The following is a 16,637-nucleotide window of genomic DNA, read 5'->3' as shown; positions in this document are numbered from 1 at the left end:
CAACTCAGCGCGAGAACTGCGCGTAGATGGGGTTGTGGTCCGACACCGTGGGGGTATTGATGGCGGTGGCGGAGTGCAGGGTCAAGTCCCGGTAGAAGATAAAGTCCAGCGGCTGGCGCAGGTAGCTCTTGATGTGCTGCGCGTCTTCCATCACCGCCTGCTTCAGCCCCATGGCCCGGCAGAACTGGGCCAGATAAAGGCGCCGGGAGCGGCTCCAGACGTTGAAGTCGCCGGCGACGATCAGCGGCCCCTTGTGCTGCAGCAAGGCCTGCCGGAGCACGGCAATCTCGTGGTAAAACTGCCCGTGGCGCACGAAGTTGATGGCGTGAATATTGGCCACCAGCAGGGTGTCGCCACCACTCAGGGGATGATGGGTGAGGATCTGGCTTTTATGGGTGGCGAAGCGCAGCTCCCGGTTGTGACTGAGCAGAACGGTAATGTCGTCGAAGGCGCACTGACCGGCGGTCAGCACCCCGAACAGATGGAACGGCGTCTGAATATTGGGCGATACCGCATAAGACCAGCCGTCCAGCTGCAGCCGATGGCTCAGGGCCAGCTTGGCTTCCTGCAACAGCAGCAGCCGGGTAGGAAACTTCGCCAGCAGCTGGGTCAGACACAGCTGAAACTCGGGGCTCAGGGTCAGCTTCTGGGTGTTCCAGCACATCACGCCCAGCATGTTGCCATCCAGCGGCTGATGCTGATGAACAAGCTGATGCGGCGTTACTCGGGGGCGAAGCATAAGCGAACATCCTGCCTTGACGGAAAAATGTCATTCCATCTTAGCAGAAGGGGCTGCCATTCTTCCCTCTGCTTTACGCCTGAAATACACCACTTTTGGCCGACTTTTGGCCAAACTTCACTTTTTAGTGCTGTTTCTGTACAATTGGCGCGTTCATGCATTGAACAAAGTGAATTGATGAAACCTCCTGAATCCCGAACTTCCGAAAGTCGCCTCGTCGCCAGCCTCAGCGGCGGCTTCCTCCTCCTCTTCGTAGCGCTCGCCCTTTTCGACCTGCAACAAATGACTCACTGGATCAATCTCAGCTTCGCCTGGGTGGTCGATCTGTTTGGTCCTCTGTGGCAGGTCTGGATGCTGGCCAACCTCATAGTGGCCCTGGTGCTGGGCTTTACCCGCTACGGTGATATACGCTTGGGGGGCAATGTGCGCCCCGACAGCTCCACCTTTCGCTGGCTGGCGGTAATCATGTGTACCCTACTGGCCGGTGGCGGAGTGTTCTGGTCGGCAGCCGAACCCATGTATCACTACATCACCACGCCGCCTAACTTCGCGGATGCCGAATCCGGCGTGTCGGCGGTATCGGCGGCGCTGGCCCAGAGCTTCATGCACTGGGGCTTTCTGGCTTGGGCTTCTCTCGGCACCCTGTCGGCGGTGGTGGTGGTCTACGCCCACTATCACAAGGGGCTGGCCATGCGGCCGCGTACCCTGCTCTATCCGCTGATGGGCGAACGCATCGAAACCCACTGGCTGGGCACCCTGGCCGATGTGGTTTCCATTATCGCGGTGGCTGCGGGCACCATAGGTCCCATCGGCTTTCTCGCCACTCAGCTGGGCTTCAGCTTCGAATCGCTACTGGGCTGGGAAAACAACTATGGCCTGCAACTGGCCATACTGGGCGGCCTGGTCGCTATTTACACCCTGTCTGCCTCTACGGGGATTGAAAAGGGCATTCAGTGGCTGTCCAGCGCCAACGTGGTACTGGCGGTGATCTTGCTGGCCACCATATTGCTGGCCGGCCCCGGCAGCTTTATCATCGATTCCTTCCTCAACGGCATGGGTGTTTATCTGCAGGACTTCATGCCGATGGCGCTCAACCGGCAGGATGACGCCTGGCTGGGCTGGTGGACCGTGTTCTTCTGGGGCTGGTTTATCGGTTATGGCCCCATGATGGCGCTGTTTATCGCCCGCATCTCCCGCGGCCGTACCCTGCGCGAGCTGGTGATGGCCGTTGCCATCATGGCCCCACTGGTCACCAACTTCTGGTTTGCCAGCCTAGGCGGCGCCGGCATCTTCTATGAACAGGCCCTGCCCGGCGTGGTTTCCGCTCCCTTGCAGGATGGCGGCTTGCCGGCAGCCCTGCTGGCGGTAACCCAGCAGCTGCCCCTGGCGGCGCTGATGGTGCCCGCCTTTCTGGTACTGACGGTGATCTTCGTGGCCACCACCGGTGATTCCATGGCCTATTCCATCGCCATGGCCATCAGCGGCGACCACACGCCGCGCACCCGGGACCGTATCTTCTGGGCCCTGACCATGGGTGTGGTGGCGGCGGTATTGCTGAGAATGGGTGAAGGCGGCATCAATGCGCTGCAGTCCTTCATAGTGATCACGGCGGCACCGGTGTCACTGCTGCTGTTGCCGGTCATATGGACCGGGCCCAGAATGGCCCACGCCATGGCCTATGAGCAGGGGATCGTCACCCACAAGCTGCGCAGCGAAGAGCTCACCAAACCGGCGTCCTGAACACCCCTGTGTTCTGAAACGTAACGACACGACAACAAGGGCCGCTATGGCCCTTGTTTTCTTTTTCCCCCTATGTAGCCATAACGTGCAGAAAAAGGTACCCGGCTCCGACTAAGCTTGAACTGTTCCCCGCCATTAACAGGAAGCCGGTGCCATGTCCGCCTCTCATTCGCTGATTGCCATGGAAATGGGCATAGATACCCACCAGGAGCCGGTGGTGTTCATGCGTGCCGACTGCGAGGTGTGCCGGGCCGAGGGCTTCAACGCCAATACCCGCATCCAGATAGGTCTGGAAGACAACACCCTCATCGCCACCCTCAATGTGGTCACCGAAAAGGTGCTGCCGCCCGATCATATCGGCTTCTCGAACATCGCCTGGCAACGGATGGCGCTCAAGGGGGGGGAGCGGGTGCAGATCAGTCATGCGCCCCTGCTTCATTCCATGAGCGCGGTCCGCAAGAAAATCTACGGCCATACCCTGTCATCCCGTGAAATTCACGACATAGTGGCCGACATCGCCGCTCACCGTTATTCGGACATGCAGATTGCCAGCTTCATCACCGCCGGGGTCGACTGCCTCAACACCCAGGAAATCATCGCCCTCACCCAGGCCATGGTGGCCAGCGGCAAACGGCTGACCTGGCCCGACACCCCGCTACTGGTCGACAAGCACTGCATCGGCGGCGTGCCCGGCAACAGAACCACGCCCATAGTAGTGGCCATCGCCAGCGCCGCCGGCCTGGTTATGCCCAAGACCTCGTCCCGGGCCATCACCTCCCCTTCGGGTACCGCCGATACCATGGAGGTGCTGACCACGGTGCGCCTCAGCCTGGAACAGATTCAGCAGACAGTACGCAAGGTCAATGCCTGCCTGGCCTGGGGCGGCGCCGTCAACCTCAGCCCCGCCGACGACATGCTGATCCGCATCGAGCACGCGCTGGACATCGACGGCGTCGGTCAGCTGGTGGCCTCTGTGCTGTCCAAGAAGCTGGCCGCCGGCTCCACCCATGCGCTGATCGACATTCCCGTGGGGCCGACCGCCAAGGTACGCAGTCAGCACGAGGCCAGACACCTGGCCGGCCTGTTCGACACCGTCGGCAAGGCGCTGGGGCTCAATATGCGCTGCCTGATCACCGATGGCGCCGAAGCCATCGGTTATGGCATAGGGCCGGCTCAGGAGGCGCAAGACATTCTCGCCGTGCTCAACAACGAGCCCGAGGCTCCTGCCGACTTGCGCGAGCGGGCGCTGTTTCTCGCCGCCAACCTGCTGAATCTGGCGGGCGGCGCCTCCCTTGAGGTCGCTCAGGCCCGGGCACAGGAGCTACTGGCTTCGGGTCAGGCCTGGGAGCAGTTCAAGCAGATTTGCGACGCCCAGGGCGGAATGAAGCAAATTCCGCAGGCTACCCACCAGCTCGAGCTGGGGGCCCGGCACAGCGGCACCCTGCTGGCCATGGACAACCGGCGCCTGTCACGGCTGGCCAAGCTGGCCGGCGCACCCATTTCTCCGGCCGCCGGCCTGCGCCTGCATATCAAGCTGGGCCAGGCTCTGGCGCAGCATCAGCCCTTGCTGACCCTCTACGCCGACAGCCGGGGCGAGCTGGACTATGCGGCGGCCTATTACGCCAACAATCACGATATGTTCATGATTGGAGAAGCCCCATGATGCCCTTGCTGTTTTCCCTGGATGACGCGCATCCGCTGCTGTCCCCCCTGTGCCGGGGCCTGCACGCCGACGCCGGCCGGCTGGAACGGCGCCGTTTTCCGGATGGCGAAAGCTACCTGCGCATCCACAACGAGGTAACAGGCCGCCCCGTACTGGTGCTGGCGGACCTGTCCCACCCCGATGACAAGTTTCTGCCCCTGAGTTTTTTGTGCGACACCCTGAAGGAGATGGGCGCCAGCCAGGTAGGCCTGGTTGCCCCCTATCTGTGTTACATGCGCCAGGACTGCCGCTTTCATTCCGGCGAGGCGGTCACCTCGCGCACCTTCGCCCGGCTGTTGTCGCAACAGGTCGACTGGCTGGTCACGGTCGACCCGCATCTGCATCGTTATCACAGTCTGGACGAAATCTATAGGGTGCCGAGCACTGTGGTGCAGGCCGCGCCCTTGCTGGCCGACTGGCTGGGTGAGCGGCAAGAGCCGCTGCTGCTGGTGGGGCCGGATGCGGAGAGCGAACAATGGGTGTCACAGATCGCCGCGCGTAGCGGCCATGATTATGTTGTCGGCAGCAAGGTGCGCAGCGGCGACCGCCAGGTAACGGTCCAGCTGCCGGATCTGTCCGCCTGGCACCGGCACACCGCCCTGATCATCGACGATGTGATCTCCAGCGGTCAGACGGTGCTGCGCTGCCTGCAGGCATTACGCGCCCAGGGCCTGAACCGGGTGGACTGCGCCGCCATTCACGGCCTCTTTGCCGACCGCATCGAGCAGCAGCTGACCGACAACGGGTTGCGCCGGTTGATCACCACCAATGCCATTACCCACCCCTCCAACACCATCGATCTCAGCCCCTTGCTACTGGCACCCATCCGGAAACATCTGGCCGCCTCATAGCCACTCATCACGCCCTTCACGGCAGCCGTTCGGGCCCCCTCGGCACACTCGATGGGCGAATGAGGGTGGCTTTCGGAACCAACTTTGTTCTATCTTGTCTGCAGTTATTACCCATTCTCATGATTCCCATCCAACACTGGAGTACCTGCATGTCCTGGACTTTAGAACAGCTGCACGGCCTGCTGGCCACCCACGAAGGCTGGCAGAGCAAGCTCGAAAACGACTCACTGCTGATCACCAGTACCGAGGGGCTGGAAGCCTATCTGGCGGTAGCCGGCGAGCAGATCATCGTCGAGACCCTGCTGTTTCCCGCCACCCAGGTGACCGACGCCGCCACGCTCAACGACACCGTATTGCGTACCCATCAGCTGTTTCCGCTGACCACTATCGGCATCAGCAAGATCAACGGTGATGACTATTACATCGCCTTCGGCTCCCTCTCTGCCGGCTCGAAGGAAGAAAGCGTGCTGATCGAGGTGGAAACCCTGTTCCGCAATACCGAAGCCTTTCTCGACCTGTATCAGGACTATCTGCAAGGAGTAACCGCATGAGCGTATGGAAAAAACTGGTGACCGCCATCAAGGGTGGCGCCAACGAAGCCGCCGAGGCCGTGGCCGATAGCCAGGCGCTGCGCATTCTGGATCAGGAAATTCGCGAAGCCAAACAGGAACTGCGCCGTTCCGACGAGGCCCTCACCGGCATAATGGCCAAGCGCAAGCTGGCCAAACAGAAGGTGGACGCCATCGGAGCCAGCATCGCGGAATATGAAGCTCACGCCCGCGCCGCCATGACCAAAGACAACAAGGAGCTGGCGCTGGAATGTGCCCAGCGAGTTGGCGAGCTGAAAAACGAGCAGGACGGCGAGCAGAGCTACGTCGACCAGTTTGCCGCCTCGGAGCAGAGCCTGAAAAACAACATCACCACCGCCAAGGGCCGCCTGCGTCAGCTGGAACAGCAACTGGACATGGTCAAGGCCACCGAAAGCGTACAAAAGGCCCAGTCGGCGGTATCGTCCCGCCACAGCGGCGCCAACACCAAGATGACAACGGCGGTAGAATCGCTGGATCGCATCAAGCAGAAGCAGACCCAGCGCCAGGCCGAGCTGGACGTGGCCGCCGAGCGCGCCGCCAGCGAAAGCGGCGACGCCCTGGAGCAGAAGCTGAAGTCCGCCGGCATTACCGGCAGCCAGTCTGCCGGCGCCGAGGATGAACTGGCCCGCATTCTGGGCAAATAATGGGTAAATAAGATGTTTGACTGGCTGAAGAAGAAAATGCAGCCGCCGTCCGTTCAGGCCGAACCGGCACCGGAAGTACTGGGGCTGCGCCTGGGCGGCGGCTTCGAGCTGGATGCGCTTAAGCTGTCGTTGCTCAACGACAAGGTGACCTTCGAGGGCGCGGCCAGCACCCAGATCATCCAGGCCGTGGGCCGGGTCATTCTGGACGAAAGCCATCAGCTGCTGCGTTTCTATACCGACGACGACGGCTTTGTTCAGGTATTGCTGAGTGGCGGCACCACCGACGACTGCGTGGCCGAGGTCAAGCTCTGGTATTTTTACCAGACCCGGCCGGTAGACGGCGATGCCGCCTGGAACAGGCTGCTCGACAGTGAGCTGGTACAACCGGAGTGGAGTCTGGATGGTCAGGTCTTCACCAAGGCCTGGGACAACACCCGGCCGGTGGCCATGACCGAAACCACCTGGCTCAAAGACGGCAGCCGCAGCGACACCGATCAGTTCGTGATGATCTACGAGCGGCCGCTCGCAGACACAGAAGATGAAGTGGAGGTGTTGATGGTGGCGGCGGAAGAAAAAATTCTGCACCAGCGCGCCGAACGCAGTCTGATATTCGCTACCGGCATCGATCTGAGCCCGACCGATTTCAGGTTTGTGAGCTGACAAGGCGCCGCTTTAGCTGGCGCGAAACCATCGGCGACGCTGTTGTCACCGGCTTGCTGCGCAAGCCCTTCCGGCTAAAGCGGCAGCTACAGGTGTCAGCATTGATCAGACAACACCGATGCAACCCGAAGCAGCAACAGGGATTGCCGTATTCGACCGTCAAATGCCATGGAAGGCATTTGACGAGCGTCCCATGGATAGGCTTGAAGCGTGTCGAAGGAGATAACCCTGTTGCTGCTTCGCCTGGCAGATTCTGCCAGCAATTTGCAGCTTTTCATTTTCAGAACGGAATAAAAGGATACTTATGGACGCTTTAATCACTTCACTCTCGGGCCTCGGGCCCTTCTTGTTGTACTTTTCCCTGTCCATTCTGATGCTACTGCTGTTCAAGTGGCTCTATGTACTGGTCACCCCCTGGGATGAATGGAAGCTGATCAAGGAAGATCAGAACCTGGCCGCGGCCATCGCCCTGGTCGGCGCCTTTGTCGGCTTCTCGCTGGCGGTCGCCAGCGCCGCCGCCAACTCGGTATCGCTGCTGGACTTCGCGGTCTGGGGCCTTATCGCCCTGGTGGCCCAGCTGCTGGCATTCGCCTTGGTGCGACTGGTGTTTCTGCCCAAAATCGCCGAACGCATAAACGAGGGTCAGGTCTCGGCCGGCGCCGTGGTTGGCGGCCTGTCGATCGCCGTGGGGCTGCTCAACGCCGCCTGTATCACCTACTGAGGAGGCCCTATGAAACGTTCCAAACGTCAGCTGCTTTCTCGCATGGCGGATCGCATCGGCAAACCGGTGGGCGCGGCCATCGCCGGATCCGTGCTGCTCAGTGCCTGCGGCCAAAGCGACACCGAGGTGCAGGTTTATCAGTCACAGGATGACTGCCGCAACAGCAACCCCGATCTCGCCGAGCAATGCCAAGCCGCCTATCAGCAGGCGCTGGCCGAGTCGGCAGAAACCGCGCCCAAGTACGACAGCCGCAACGACTGCGAAGCCGACTTCGGCGGCGGCAGCTGCACGCCCTATCAGTATCAGGGCAATAGCTGGTTCATGCCGGCCATGGCCGGTTTCATGTTCGGGCGCATGCTGGACGGCAACCGCTATTCTCATACCCCAGTGTATAGCTCCCGTAACCCCTACTCGCCCTACTATGGCCAGTGGAGCACCGCCAACGGCCATCGGCTGGGCAAGGCCAGCTACGGCAAACGCATGTCGGTCGGCAAAGAGGCGCTGGCACCCAAGCCCAAGGTCACCCGCACCATTTCGCGCGGTGGCTTCGGCTCGTCCGCTCAGGCCAAGAGCAGCTGGAAGAGCAACAAAAGCAGCAGTCGCTCCCGGGGCTGGGGCGGCTGATGCTGCGGGTCAGCCATAAAGAGCGCCCGAACTGGCGCGCCCAGGCCGAACAACTGGGCTTTGGTTTTCATACCATGTATGGCGAGCCCTACTGGGACGAAACCGCCTACTACCAGTTCACCCTGGCGCAGATAGAGCGGGACATAGAAGACCCCACCGCCGAGCTGCACCAGATGTGTCTGGAAGTGGTGGACCAGGTGGTGCGCGACGAACAGCTTCTTCGGCGCTGCCGCATTCCCGAGGCCCGCTGGCAGGATGTACTCGACTCGTGGCAACGGCGAGACCCCAGCCTCTATTCCCGACTGGATCTGGCCTACGACGGCCGGGGCCCGGCCAAGCTGTATGAAAACAACGCCGATACTCCCACCAGCCTGTTCGAAACCGCCTTCTGGCAATGGCTGTGGCTGGAAGACAACGTCGATGCCGGCCGGCTGCGCCGGGACGCGGATCAGTTCAACCTGCTGCAGGAGCGGCTGGTGGCCCGCTTTGCGAGTATGGCCGCTCATTATCCGGGCCAGCGACTGCATTTTTCATGCTGCAAGGAGTCGATCGAGGACAGGGGCACGGTACAGTATCTGGAAGACTGCGCCCTCGAAGCGGGGTTAGACACCGCTTTCGTCCATATCGAAGACATCGGTCTGGGCGAAGGCGGCTGGCTGACCGACACCGACAGCCACACCATCGACTGGATGTTCAAGCTCTACCCCTGGGAGTTCATGTTTCGGGAGAAGTATGCGGAACATCTGGCCTCCAGCCGGGTCAACTGGCTGGAGCCGCTGTGGAAGTCGGTGCTGTCCAACAAGGCGCTACTGCCCCTGCTCTGGCAGCGTTTTCCCGACCATCCCAACCTGCTGCCCGCCTACTTCGGCGACGATCCCAAACGCAGCGCGCTGCAGGAATATGTGCAGAAACCGCTGTTTTCCCGCGAGGGCGCCAACATCAGCGTGATGCGCCACGGCGAGCTGGTGGCGGAAGTGGACGGTCCCTATGGTGAAGAAGGCTTTATAGTGCAGGCCTGGCACCCGCTGCCGAAATTCGGCGACAACCACGCTCTTATCGGCAGCTGGCTGGTGGACGATAAACCCGCCGGCATAGCGGTGCGGGAAGATACCGGCCTCATCACCCAGGATCTGTCTCGCTACCTGCCCCATATCATTCTCGGCTAGGCGGCAAATAGCCGCCTACAGCGTTAAAACACGCTGATATTCGCCGATTTCGACCTGATAAGAGGTAGTGCGGCGCAGGTGATCACGCATCGCTTCCAGCGCTTCGGGTTCGCCGTGCACCAACTGAATACGGGTGTCGGCGGTCAGCGCCGAGGCCTCCAGCCATTGCTGCAGCTCCACATAATCGGCATGTCCCGACAGTCCGTGCAGCATCTCGATACGGGCGCGGTTGGGCACCCAGTCACCGTGAATTTTTACGCTTTCCACTCCCTGCGACAACTTGGCTCCTCGGGTACCCCCCACTTGAAAACCGGTCAGCACCAGGGTGGTTCTATGATCGGGCAGCAGCCGCCTCATGTGGTGGAGAATGCGCCCTCCCGTAACCATGCCGCTACCGGCAATGATGATGTGAGGGTGGGCCTCGTCGGCCAGCGCCCGAGACTGATCCATGCTGCGGGTAAAGGTAATAGCCTGATTCATCTGCTGAAAATCGCCATGGCTCAGCTTGTGCTGGTCGGCAAAGCGCGCATAGATGCCGCTGACATCGATGGCCATGGGGCTGTCGAGAAACACCTTCATCCGGGGGATACGCTCCTCAAGCATCAGCCTGGTCAGCAGATACTGCATGGTCTGCGCCCGGCCGACGGCGAAGCTGGGGATCAGCATGACACCGCCGCCGGACACTGTGTCGTTGACCAGCTCTGCCAGCTGATCGAAGGGATCAGTGTCCTCATGGCGGCGATCACCGTAAGTCGACTCCAGCAACAGCAAATCCAGTTCGGGCAAGGGTTGCGGCGGCCGCATGAAAAGATCGTTCGGGCGGCCCACATCGCCGGAGAACCCCACCCGCTTGCCTTCGGCTTCGAGGATCAGACTGCCGGCCCCGAGAATATGACCGGCAGGCTGCAGATGTACCCGTATAGAGCCAATATCCAGCTTGCGATCAAACTCGAGCGGTTTGAGCAACGACAGGCTCTTCTCTGCCGTTTTCCGGTCATACAGGGGTTCGGGTCTTTCATGCTTGCTTAATTTATGGTGAGCGTAGAATTTGGCGTCTTCTTCGTGAATATGACCGCTGTCCGGCAGCAAAATGCCACACAGGGCCTGGGTGGCGGGATGGCAATAAACGGGCCCGCGATAGCCCTGCCGGTACAGCACCGGAATATAGCCGGAGTGATCCAGGTGGGCGTGGGTCAGCACTATGGCATCGAGCTTGCGCATATCCAGCGGCAACGGCTGCCGGTTGCGTTCGCGTAACCATTGGTAGCCCTGATACAGGCCGCAGTCCACCAGAATCTGGGTATCGCCGCTGCTGACCAGAAATTTGGAGCCGGTGACCGTCTGGGTCGCGCCGAGAAAGGTAATTTTCATCCGGGTTCCCTCATGTTGCTGATGCAGAATCGGGCTGAACCATCACGCTGTCGCTGCCTGTCAAACCGCGCCTGTCCCGACCTTGTTCTATCAGTATCCGTCAGTTTGTCAGGCTTTGCCGGTTGCCGGGCCAGAGCGCCACCGAACAGGTGTCTGACTATAGTTAACTCTGGTTTATCCCCATAAAGGAGCAGGACGATGAAAGGTAATGCCGTAGTCTGGTTTGAAATCTATGTGGCGGATATGGCGCGGGCGCGTAAATTCTACGAGGCGGTGCTGGACGTGAAGCTGGAACAACCGGACAAACTGGAAGGAGACTGGCCGGAAATGTGGATGTTTCCGGGAGAAGACGAGGGTAACGGCGCCTGCGGCGCCCTGGTGCAGATGAACGGCATGTCACCCGGCGGTGGTGGAACCCTGGTGTATTTTCGCTGTGACGACTGTGCCGAACAGGCCCACAAAGTAGTCGCCAGCGGCGGACAGCTGGCACGCGACAAGTTCGCCATCGGCCCCTACGGCTTTATCGCCCTGGCCGTCGATACCGAGGGTAATATGATCGGCCTGCATTCCATGAGCTAAATGGGGAGCAGCTCGAAAAAAGGCCAAAGTAGTTGGATGAGCTGCTTTGGCCAAAAGGGAGAAACATGAAAAGTGTTAGTGGTTTAATACCAGCAAGGCATCGGGCACCACCCTAAAATCCAGCGCCATGGTCACGCTGATGGCGGTGATGGTGATGATCGACAACACGAAGACTCGACGGGCCCAACCCTGTTCCTCAATACCCCGGCGATAGCCGTTGAAGGCCATCACCAGCCACCACAGGCTGGTGGCGCAGGACACCGCCATAAAGGTCAGCCCCGTGTAACCACCCAGCGGCAACAGGGCGGTGACCAGACAGAACACCGCGATGTAGAGCACTATCTGGCGCTTGGCCTTGGCGATACCCTCGGCCACCGGCAGCACCGGTATCTTCGCCGCCGCATAATCGTCGTAACGAAAAATAGCAATGGCGTAGGAATGGGGCATCTGCCACAGGCTGAACATCAGCAGCAGAATGGCCGCCCCGGCGTCGAACTGGCCGGATACGGCGCAGTAACCCACCACCGGCGGCACGGCACCGGACAGGCTGCCGATCTGGGTGCCGTACACGGATTTACGCTTCATCCAGAGGCTGTACAGCCCCACGTAAACCGCATAACCGAAGACGGCAAAGCCCACCGCTACACCGTTGGTGCGAACCGCCAGCAGGCCGAAGCCCAGCACACCCAGCAGTAAGCCATAGATCAGCGCCGCCCGCCCGGACAGCTCGCCGGTGACCGTCACCCGGTTACGGGTACGGCGCATATGAACGTCGATGTCACGGTCGATGCAGTTGTTAATGGCGCAGCCGGAGGCGACGACCAGAGACAGACCGAGCACTGTGGCCCACATCAGCGACCAGTCGATGTCGCCGCGAGCAGCCAGAAAAAAGCCCCCCGCCACCGAGATCAGGTTGCCCATGATAATGCCCGGCTTGATGACCTTGAGGTAAGGCCGAATCATAAAAGCCCCTTGGGATATCGAGATCCCGTTATGCTTGCAGAAAGTAGACTGTTCGTGCGATGAAGTCGGGCAAAGGGCCCACTCCGCCGACACGCGATGAATACATCCATGTACGCTCCCCGTTTCATCCCTGAAACGGAAGGTCGGCGAACTGGTTCCCTTCACCTTCTATCAGATGCATCAGCGTCCAGGAGGAGGCTAAAAGGATCTGCTCCACCGACCGTGACATGCCATGGATGGCATGTCCGAGCCCCCAGGGATGGGTTTACGGCGTGTCGGAGGAGCGGACCTTTTGGCCTCGATTCCCAGATTTAGCAGACGCACTGGTTACATCATCATCTCGTTGGCACTGAGGATGATCCATACCGACAGGCCTACTACCATCACGATGACCAGAGCGGTAAACAGAAAGGCCACACTGTTTTCACGGCCGCTCAGGCTGAAGTTCAGGTGCAGGAAGTACTTGAGATGTACCACTATCTGCACGATAGCCAGGCCGACTACCGCCGCCATCGTCAGGCCCGGGCTCAGCTGCCCTGTCATCACGGCCCAGAACGGAATGGCGGTGAGGATCACCGACAGTACGAAGCCCAGCAGATACGATTTTACGCTGCCGTGATCCTGCACGGCACCGTCATGATTGTGGCTCATGCCATTACTCCCATCAGATACACCACGGTAAACACACAAATCCACACCACGTCCAGGAAGTGCCAGAACATGCTCAGGCAGCCCAGTCGGGTCAGAGTGCGGGGACCTGTGCCCCGCTTCATCAGCTCGACCATCAGCACCAGCATCCACACCAGGCCGGCGGTCACGTGCAAGCCGTGCATACCCACCAGGGCGAAGAAAGCGCTCAAAAAGGCGCTGCGGCTCGGGCCGGCGCCTTCGGCGATCAGGTGCTGGAACTCATGGATTTCCATCGCAATAAAGGCCGAACCCAGCGCGAAGGTGACCAGCAACCACAGCAGGGTCAGACCACGTTTATGCTGATGACCGGCGAGCATGGCAAAACCGTAGGTGATGCTGCTGACCAGCAGCACCGCGGTTTCACCGAGCACGAAGTTCAGATCGAACAGGTCCTTGCCGGACGGGCCGCCGGCGGTGTTCATGTAGAGCACCGCATAAGTGGCAAACACGGAGGCAAACAGCAGGCAGTCGGTCATCAGGTACAGCCAGAAACCGAACAGGGTGTTCCCCCCTGTGTCGTGGTGTTCTTCATGAGCCTGGTGGTCATCATGGATCTGGTGCTGTTGCGCCAGTTTGAGATCTATGGATACGGCTTCCATTACGCCTCCTTCATCATGACGTTGCGCAGGTGGGCCTGCTCGATGCGCTCGACTTCGTCGGGCTGCACGTAATAGTCGGTGTCGTTGTCATAGGCACGGCACAGGAAGATCACGAAGCTGGCCACCAGACCGGCAATCACCATCCACCAGATATGCCAGATGGCACCAAAGCCCGCGGCCGTGACGGCAGCAGAAATCAGCACACCGCAGGCGGTGTTCTTCGGCATGTGAATGGGCTGGTACTCCCCCTGCACTTTGTACGCCTTGCCCTGTTCCTTCATGTCGGTGAAGGCGTCGATGTCGTTTACCTGCGGCAGCTTGGCGAAGTTGTAGAACTGGGGCGGTGACGAGGTGGACCATTCCAGGGTATGGCCGTTCCAGGGATCGCCGGTCAGGTCGCGGTTTTGCTCACGCTCGCGGAAGGCCTTATAGATCTGAACAAACTGCAGCGCTATGCCCACCAGAATGAAGACGGCACCCACGGCGGCCAGATAGAGCCAGAAGTTCCAGGCCGGGTTGTCGGTGTGGTTCAGACGACGAGTCATGCCGAGGAAACCCAGCACGTACAGCGGCATGAAGGCCACGTAGAAACCAATCTGCCAGCACCAGAACGAGGCCTTGCCCAGTTTTTCGTCCAGATGGAAGCCCATGGCTTTCGGGAACCAGAAGGCGAAGCCCGCCAGATAACCGAACACGGCACCACCGATGATGGTGTTATGGAAGTGGGCGATCAGGAACAGGCTGTTGTGCAGCACGAAGTCGGCGCCCGGCAGCGCCAGCAGCACGCCGGTCATGCCACCTATGGTAAAGGTGGTCATGAAGCCCAGGGTCCACAGCACAGGTACCGTCAGCCGCAGTCGGCCGCGATAGATGGTGAACAGCCAGTTGAACAGCTTCACCCCCGTCGGCACCGCGATGATCATGGTCATCACCCCGAAGAAGGCGTTGACGTTGGCGCTGGAGCCCATGGTGAAGAAGTGGTGCAGCCAGACGATGAAGCCCAGCACTGAGATGGCGCCGCTGGCCCATACCATGGAGGTATAACCGAACAGGCGCTTGGAGGTGAAGGTGGAAATCACTTCCGAGAAGATGCCGAAGGCCGGCAGTATCAGTATGTATACCTCGGGATGACCCCAGGCCCAGAACAGGTTGATATACATCATGGCATTACCACCACCTTCATTGGTGAAGAAGTGGAAGTCCAGATAACGGTCCAGGGTCAGCAAGCCCAGCACTGCGGTCAGGATGGGGAACGACGCTACTATCAGAATGTTGGCCCAGGTACAGGTCCAGGTGAAGATCGGCATCTGCATCAGCTTCATGCCCGGGGTGCGCATCTTGAACACGGTCACCAGGAAGTTGACCCCGGTGAGCAGGGTACCGATACCGGAAATCTGCAGAGCCCAGATGTAGTAGTCGACCCCCACGCCCGGGCTGAAATCCAGCTCCGACAGCGGCGGATAGGCCACCCAGCCGGTCTTGGCGAATTCACCCAAACCCAGAGAGATGTTCACCAGTACCGCGCCCGACACCGCCAGCCAGAAGCTGAGGTTGTTGAGGAAGGGAAAGGCCACGTCACGGGCACCAATCTGCAGCGGTAGCACTATGTTCATCAGGCCGATCATGAAGGGCATGGCCATGAAGATGATCATGATGACACCGTGAGCGGTGAAGATCTGGTCGTAGTGTTCCGGCGGCAGATAGCCATCGGCACCGTTGGTCGACAGCGCCAGCTGGGCACGCATCATGATGGCGTCGGCAAAGCCGCGGATCATCATTACGAAGGCCAGCACTATATACATGATGCCGAGGCGCTTGTGATCCACCGAGGTGATCCAGTCGCGCCAGAGCACAGTCCATTTTTTGTAACGGGTAATCAGAGCGGCAATGGCCACGCCGGCGATTGCCACCAGCGCCAGCGTGATCATGATAATGGGTTCATGATACGGCACTGCGTCCAGTGTGAGTTTTCCTAGAAACGACATATTATTTCTCAGTCTCCATGGTCATCTTGGCGCCCATGGCATGCTCACCATCGGCGTGCTTGTCGCCGGCGTGATCGGCATGCATGAACTGCATCAGGATGTGGTGGAACATGCCGGGCTGAACCTGACCGAAATATTGCACCGGGTTGTTTTCACTCGGTTTGGCCAGGGCCTGATAGCTGGCCGGATTCAGGGTCTGGGGCTGCTGCTTGAGCTTGTTCACCCAGGCGTCGAAGTCCGCCTCGTCTTTGGTGGCAATGGCCTTGAACCGCATGCCGGTAAAGCCTTCACCGCTGTAGTTGGCGGAGAAACCGTCGTAACTACCCGGCTCGTTGGCAATCAGGTGCAGCTGGGTTTCCATGCCGGCCATGGAGTAGATCTGGCCGCCCAGTTGCGGAATGAAGAACGAGTTCATGGTGGTGTCGGAGGTGATCTTGAACTCGACCGGCACATCGGTCGGGAACGCCAGCTCGTTGACCGAGGCCACACCCTGTTCCGGATAAATAAACAGCCACTTCCAATTGAGCGACACCACTTCGACGGTGAGGTGCTCTTTCTCGTGAACCAGTGGTTTGTAGGGATCCAGATCGTGGGTGGAGCGCCAGGTGATGACCCCCAGAATGACGATGATGATGATCGGTACCAGCCAGACCACCAGTTCGATTTTTTTGGAGTGCGACCACTTGGGCGCGTAGATCTCGTGATCCCGACCTTCCCGGTATTTCCAGGCAAAGAACAGCGTCATCACGATCACCGGTATCACCACCACCAGCATCAGCAGCGTGGCCACTATGATCAGATACTTTTCATCGACGCCGACCTGCCCCTTGGGATCAAGCACGCCGCCCTGGCAGCCGGCCAGCATGACTGACGCCGTCCCGGCCAGAAGTACGTTAATTAGCTTTCGAATAAACAAAAGGAACCCTTCCCCTATCCCTCAAGGACTTACCTTGCCACCCTCGGCGACAAGACCATTATTGATACAAAGATTGGTATCAATGTTGGGTATCACA

General features: G+C 59.9%; 17 protein-coding genes. 10 read left to right on the top strand and 7 right to left on the bottom strand.

Annotated elements, in window-relative coordinates; translation table 11 throughout:
• Positions 1-4: 4 nt before the first annotated feature.
• Positions 5-739 carry an endonuclease/exonuclease/phosphatase family protein gene (locus UN63_RS10535; RefSeq protein ID WP_104486721.1) on the bottom strand — a complete coding sequence of 245 codons (735 nt, stop codon included), beginning with the start codon at positions 737-739 and terminating at the stop codon, positions 5-7.
• Between the two features lie 177 nt (positions 740-916).
• Between UN63_RS10535 and UN63_RS10530 the strand changes: the two genes are divergently transcribed.
• The 9 genes from UN63_RS10530 (at position 917) to UN63_RS10490 (ending at position 9,437) form a co-directional block, all read left to right on the top strand.
• Entirely contained in the window at positions 917-2,479 is a 1,563-nt protein-coding gene (locus tag UN63_RS10530) for a BCCT family transporter (protein WP_104486720.1), read from the top strand.
• A 154-nt stretch (positions 2,480-2,633) separates the two neighbouring features.
• Entirely contained in the window at positions 2,634-4,142 is a 1,509-nt protein-coding gene (locus tag UN63_RS10525; protein WP_104486719.1) for a thymidine phosphorylase family protein, read from the top strand.
• Positions 4,139-5,032, top strand: coding sequence for a ribose-phosphate diphosphokinase (locus UN63_RS10520; protein WP_104486718.1), 894 nt, complete (start codon positions 4,139-4,141; stop codon positions 5,030-5,032). Before UN63_RS10525 ends, UN63_RS10520 begins: the two co-directional genes overlap by 4 nt.
• 149 nt (positions 5,033-5,181) lie before the next feature.
• Positions 5,182-5,583 (top strand): DUF2170 family protein, encoded by a 402-nt coding sequence (locus UN63_RS10515; RefSeq protein WP_104486717.1) that lies wholly within the window; start codon positions 5,182-5,184, stop codon positions 5,581-5,583.
• Positions 5,580-6,266, top strand: coding sequence for a PspA/IM30 family protein (locus UN63_RS10510; RefSeq protein WP_104486716.1), 687 nt, complete (start codon positions 5,580-5,582; stop codon positions 6,264-6,266). Before UN63_RS10515 ends, UN63_RS10510 begins: the two co-directional genes overlap by 4 nt.
• 12 nt (positions 6,267-6,278) lie before the next feature.
• Positions 6,279-6,926, top strand: a complete 648-nt coding sequence (locus tag UN63_RS10505; protein WP_104486715.1) for a YjfK family protein — start codon at positions 6,279-6,281, stop codon at positions 6,924-6,926.
• 304 nt (positions 6,927-7,230) lie between these two features.
• The gene (locus tag UN63_RS10500; RefSeq protein WP_104486714.1) at positions 7,231-7,647 is read left to right on the top strand and encodes a DUF350 domain-containing protein; all 417 of its coding nucleotides are present in this window, start codon (positions 7,231-7,233) and stop codon (positions 7,645-7,647) included.
• Between the two features lie 9 nt (positions 7,648-7,656).
• On the top strand, positions 7,657-8,271 hold the full coding sequence (locus tag UN63_RS10495; protein ID WP_104486713.1) for a DUF1190 domain-containing protein: 615 nt from the start codon (positions 7,657-7,659) through the stop codon (positions 8,269-8,271).
• Positions 8,271-9,437: a glutathionylspermidine synthase family protein gene (locus tag UN63_RS10490; protein WP_104486712.1), complete on the top strand. Its 1,167-nt coding sequence runs from the start codon at positions 8,271-8,273 to the stop codon at positions 9,435-9,437. The genes UN63_RS10495 and UN63_RS10490 overlap by 1 nt, the downstream gene beginning before the upstream one ends.
• 15 nt (positions 9,438-9,452) lie before the next feature.
• Here the strand turns inward: UN63_RS10490 and UN63_RS10485 are convergent, their stop codons facing one another.
• Positions 9,453-10,808, bottom strand: coding sequence for an MBL fold metallo-hydrolase (locus tag UN63_RS10485; RefSeq protein ID WP_104486711.1), 1,356 nt, complete (start codon positions 10,806-10,808; stop codon positions 9,453-9,455).
• Between the two features lie 198 nt (positions 10,809-11,006).
• On the opposite strand from UN63_RS10485, the gene UN63_RS10480 reads away from it, so the two are divergent.
• Positions 11,007-11,387 (top strand): VOC family protein, encoded by a 381-nt coding sequence (locus UN63_RS10480; RefSeq protein WP_104486710.1) that lies wholly within the window; start codon positions 11,007-11,009, stop codon positions 11,385-11,387.
• A 75-nt stretch (positions 11,388-11,462) separates the two neighbouring features.
• Here the strand turns inward: UN63_RS10480 and cyoE are convergent, their stop codons facing one another.
• The 5 genes from cyoE to cyoA form a co-directional block, all read right to left on the bottom strand.
• Positions 11,463-12,350: a heme o synthase gene (gene cyoE / locus UN63_RS10475; RefSeq protein ID WP_104486709.1), complete on the bottom strand. Its 888-nt coding sequence runs from the start codon at positions 12,348-12,350 to the stop codon at positions 11,463-11,465.
• Between the two features lie 327 nt (positions 12,351-12,677).
• Positions 12,678-13,001 carry a cytochrome o ubiquinol oxidase subunit IV gene (gene cyoD / locus UN63_RS10470; RefSeq protein WP_104486708.1) on the bottom strand — a complete coding sequence of 108 codons (324 nt, stop codon included), beginning with the start codon at positions 12,999-13,001 and terminating at the stop codon, positions 12,678-12,680.
• Positions 12,998-13,639, bottom strand: a complete 642-nt coding sequence (gene cyoC / locus UN63_RS10465) for a cytochrome o ubiquinol oxidase subunit III (RefSeq protein ID WP_104486707.1) — start codon at positions 13,637-13,639, stop codon at positions 12,998-13,000. Before cyoC ends, cyoD begins: the two co-directional genes overlap by 4 nt.
• Positions 13,639-15,624 carry a cytochrome o ubiquinol oxidase subunit I gene (cyoB, locus tag UN63_RS10460; protein WP_104486706.1) on the bottom strand — a complete coding sequence of 662 codons (1,986 nt, stop codon included), beginning with the start codon at positions 15,622-15,624 and terminating at the stop codon, positions 13,639-13,641. The genes cyoC and cyoB overlap by 1 nt, the downstream gene beginning before the upstream one ends.
• Position 15,625: 1 nt before the next feature.
• A complete protein-coding gene (gene cyoA / locus UN63_RS10455; protein WP_181068226.1) occupies positions 15,626-16,489 on the bottom strand; it encodes a ubiquinol oxidase subunit II in 864 nt (287 codons plus the stop codon).
• Between the last annotated feature and the right edge of the window lie 148 nt (positions 16,490-16,637).

The organism is Oceanisphaera arctica (assembly GCF_002936955.1).
Classification (GTDB): domain Bacteria; phylum Pseudomonadota; class Gammaproteobacteria; order Enterobacterales; family Aeromonadaceae; genus Oceanimonas; species Oceanimonas arctica.
Note: the sequence above shows the minus strand (reverse complement) of the source record. Positions and strands in the feature narration are given on the sequence as shown.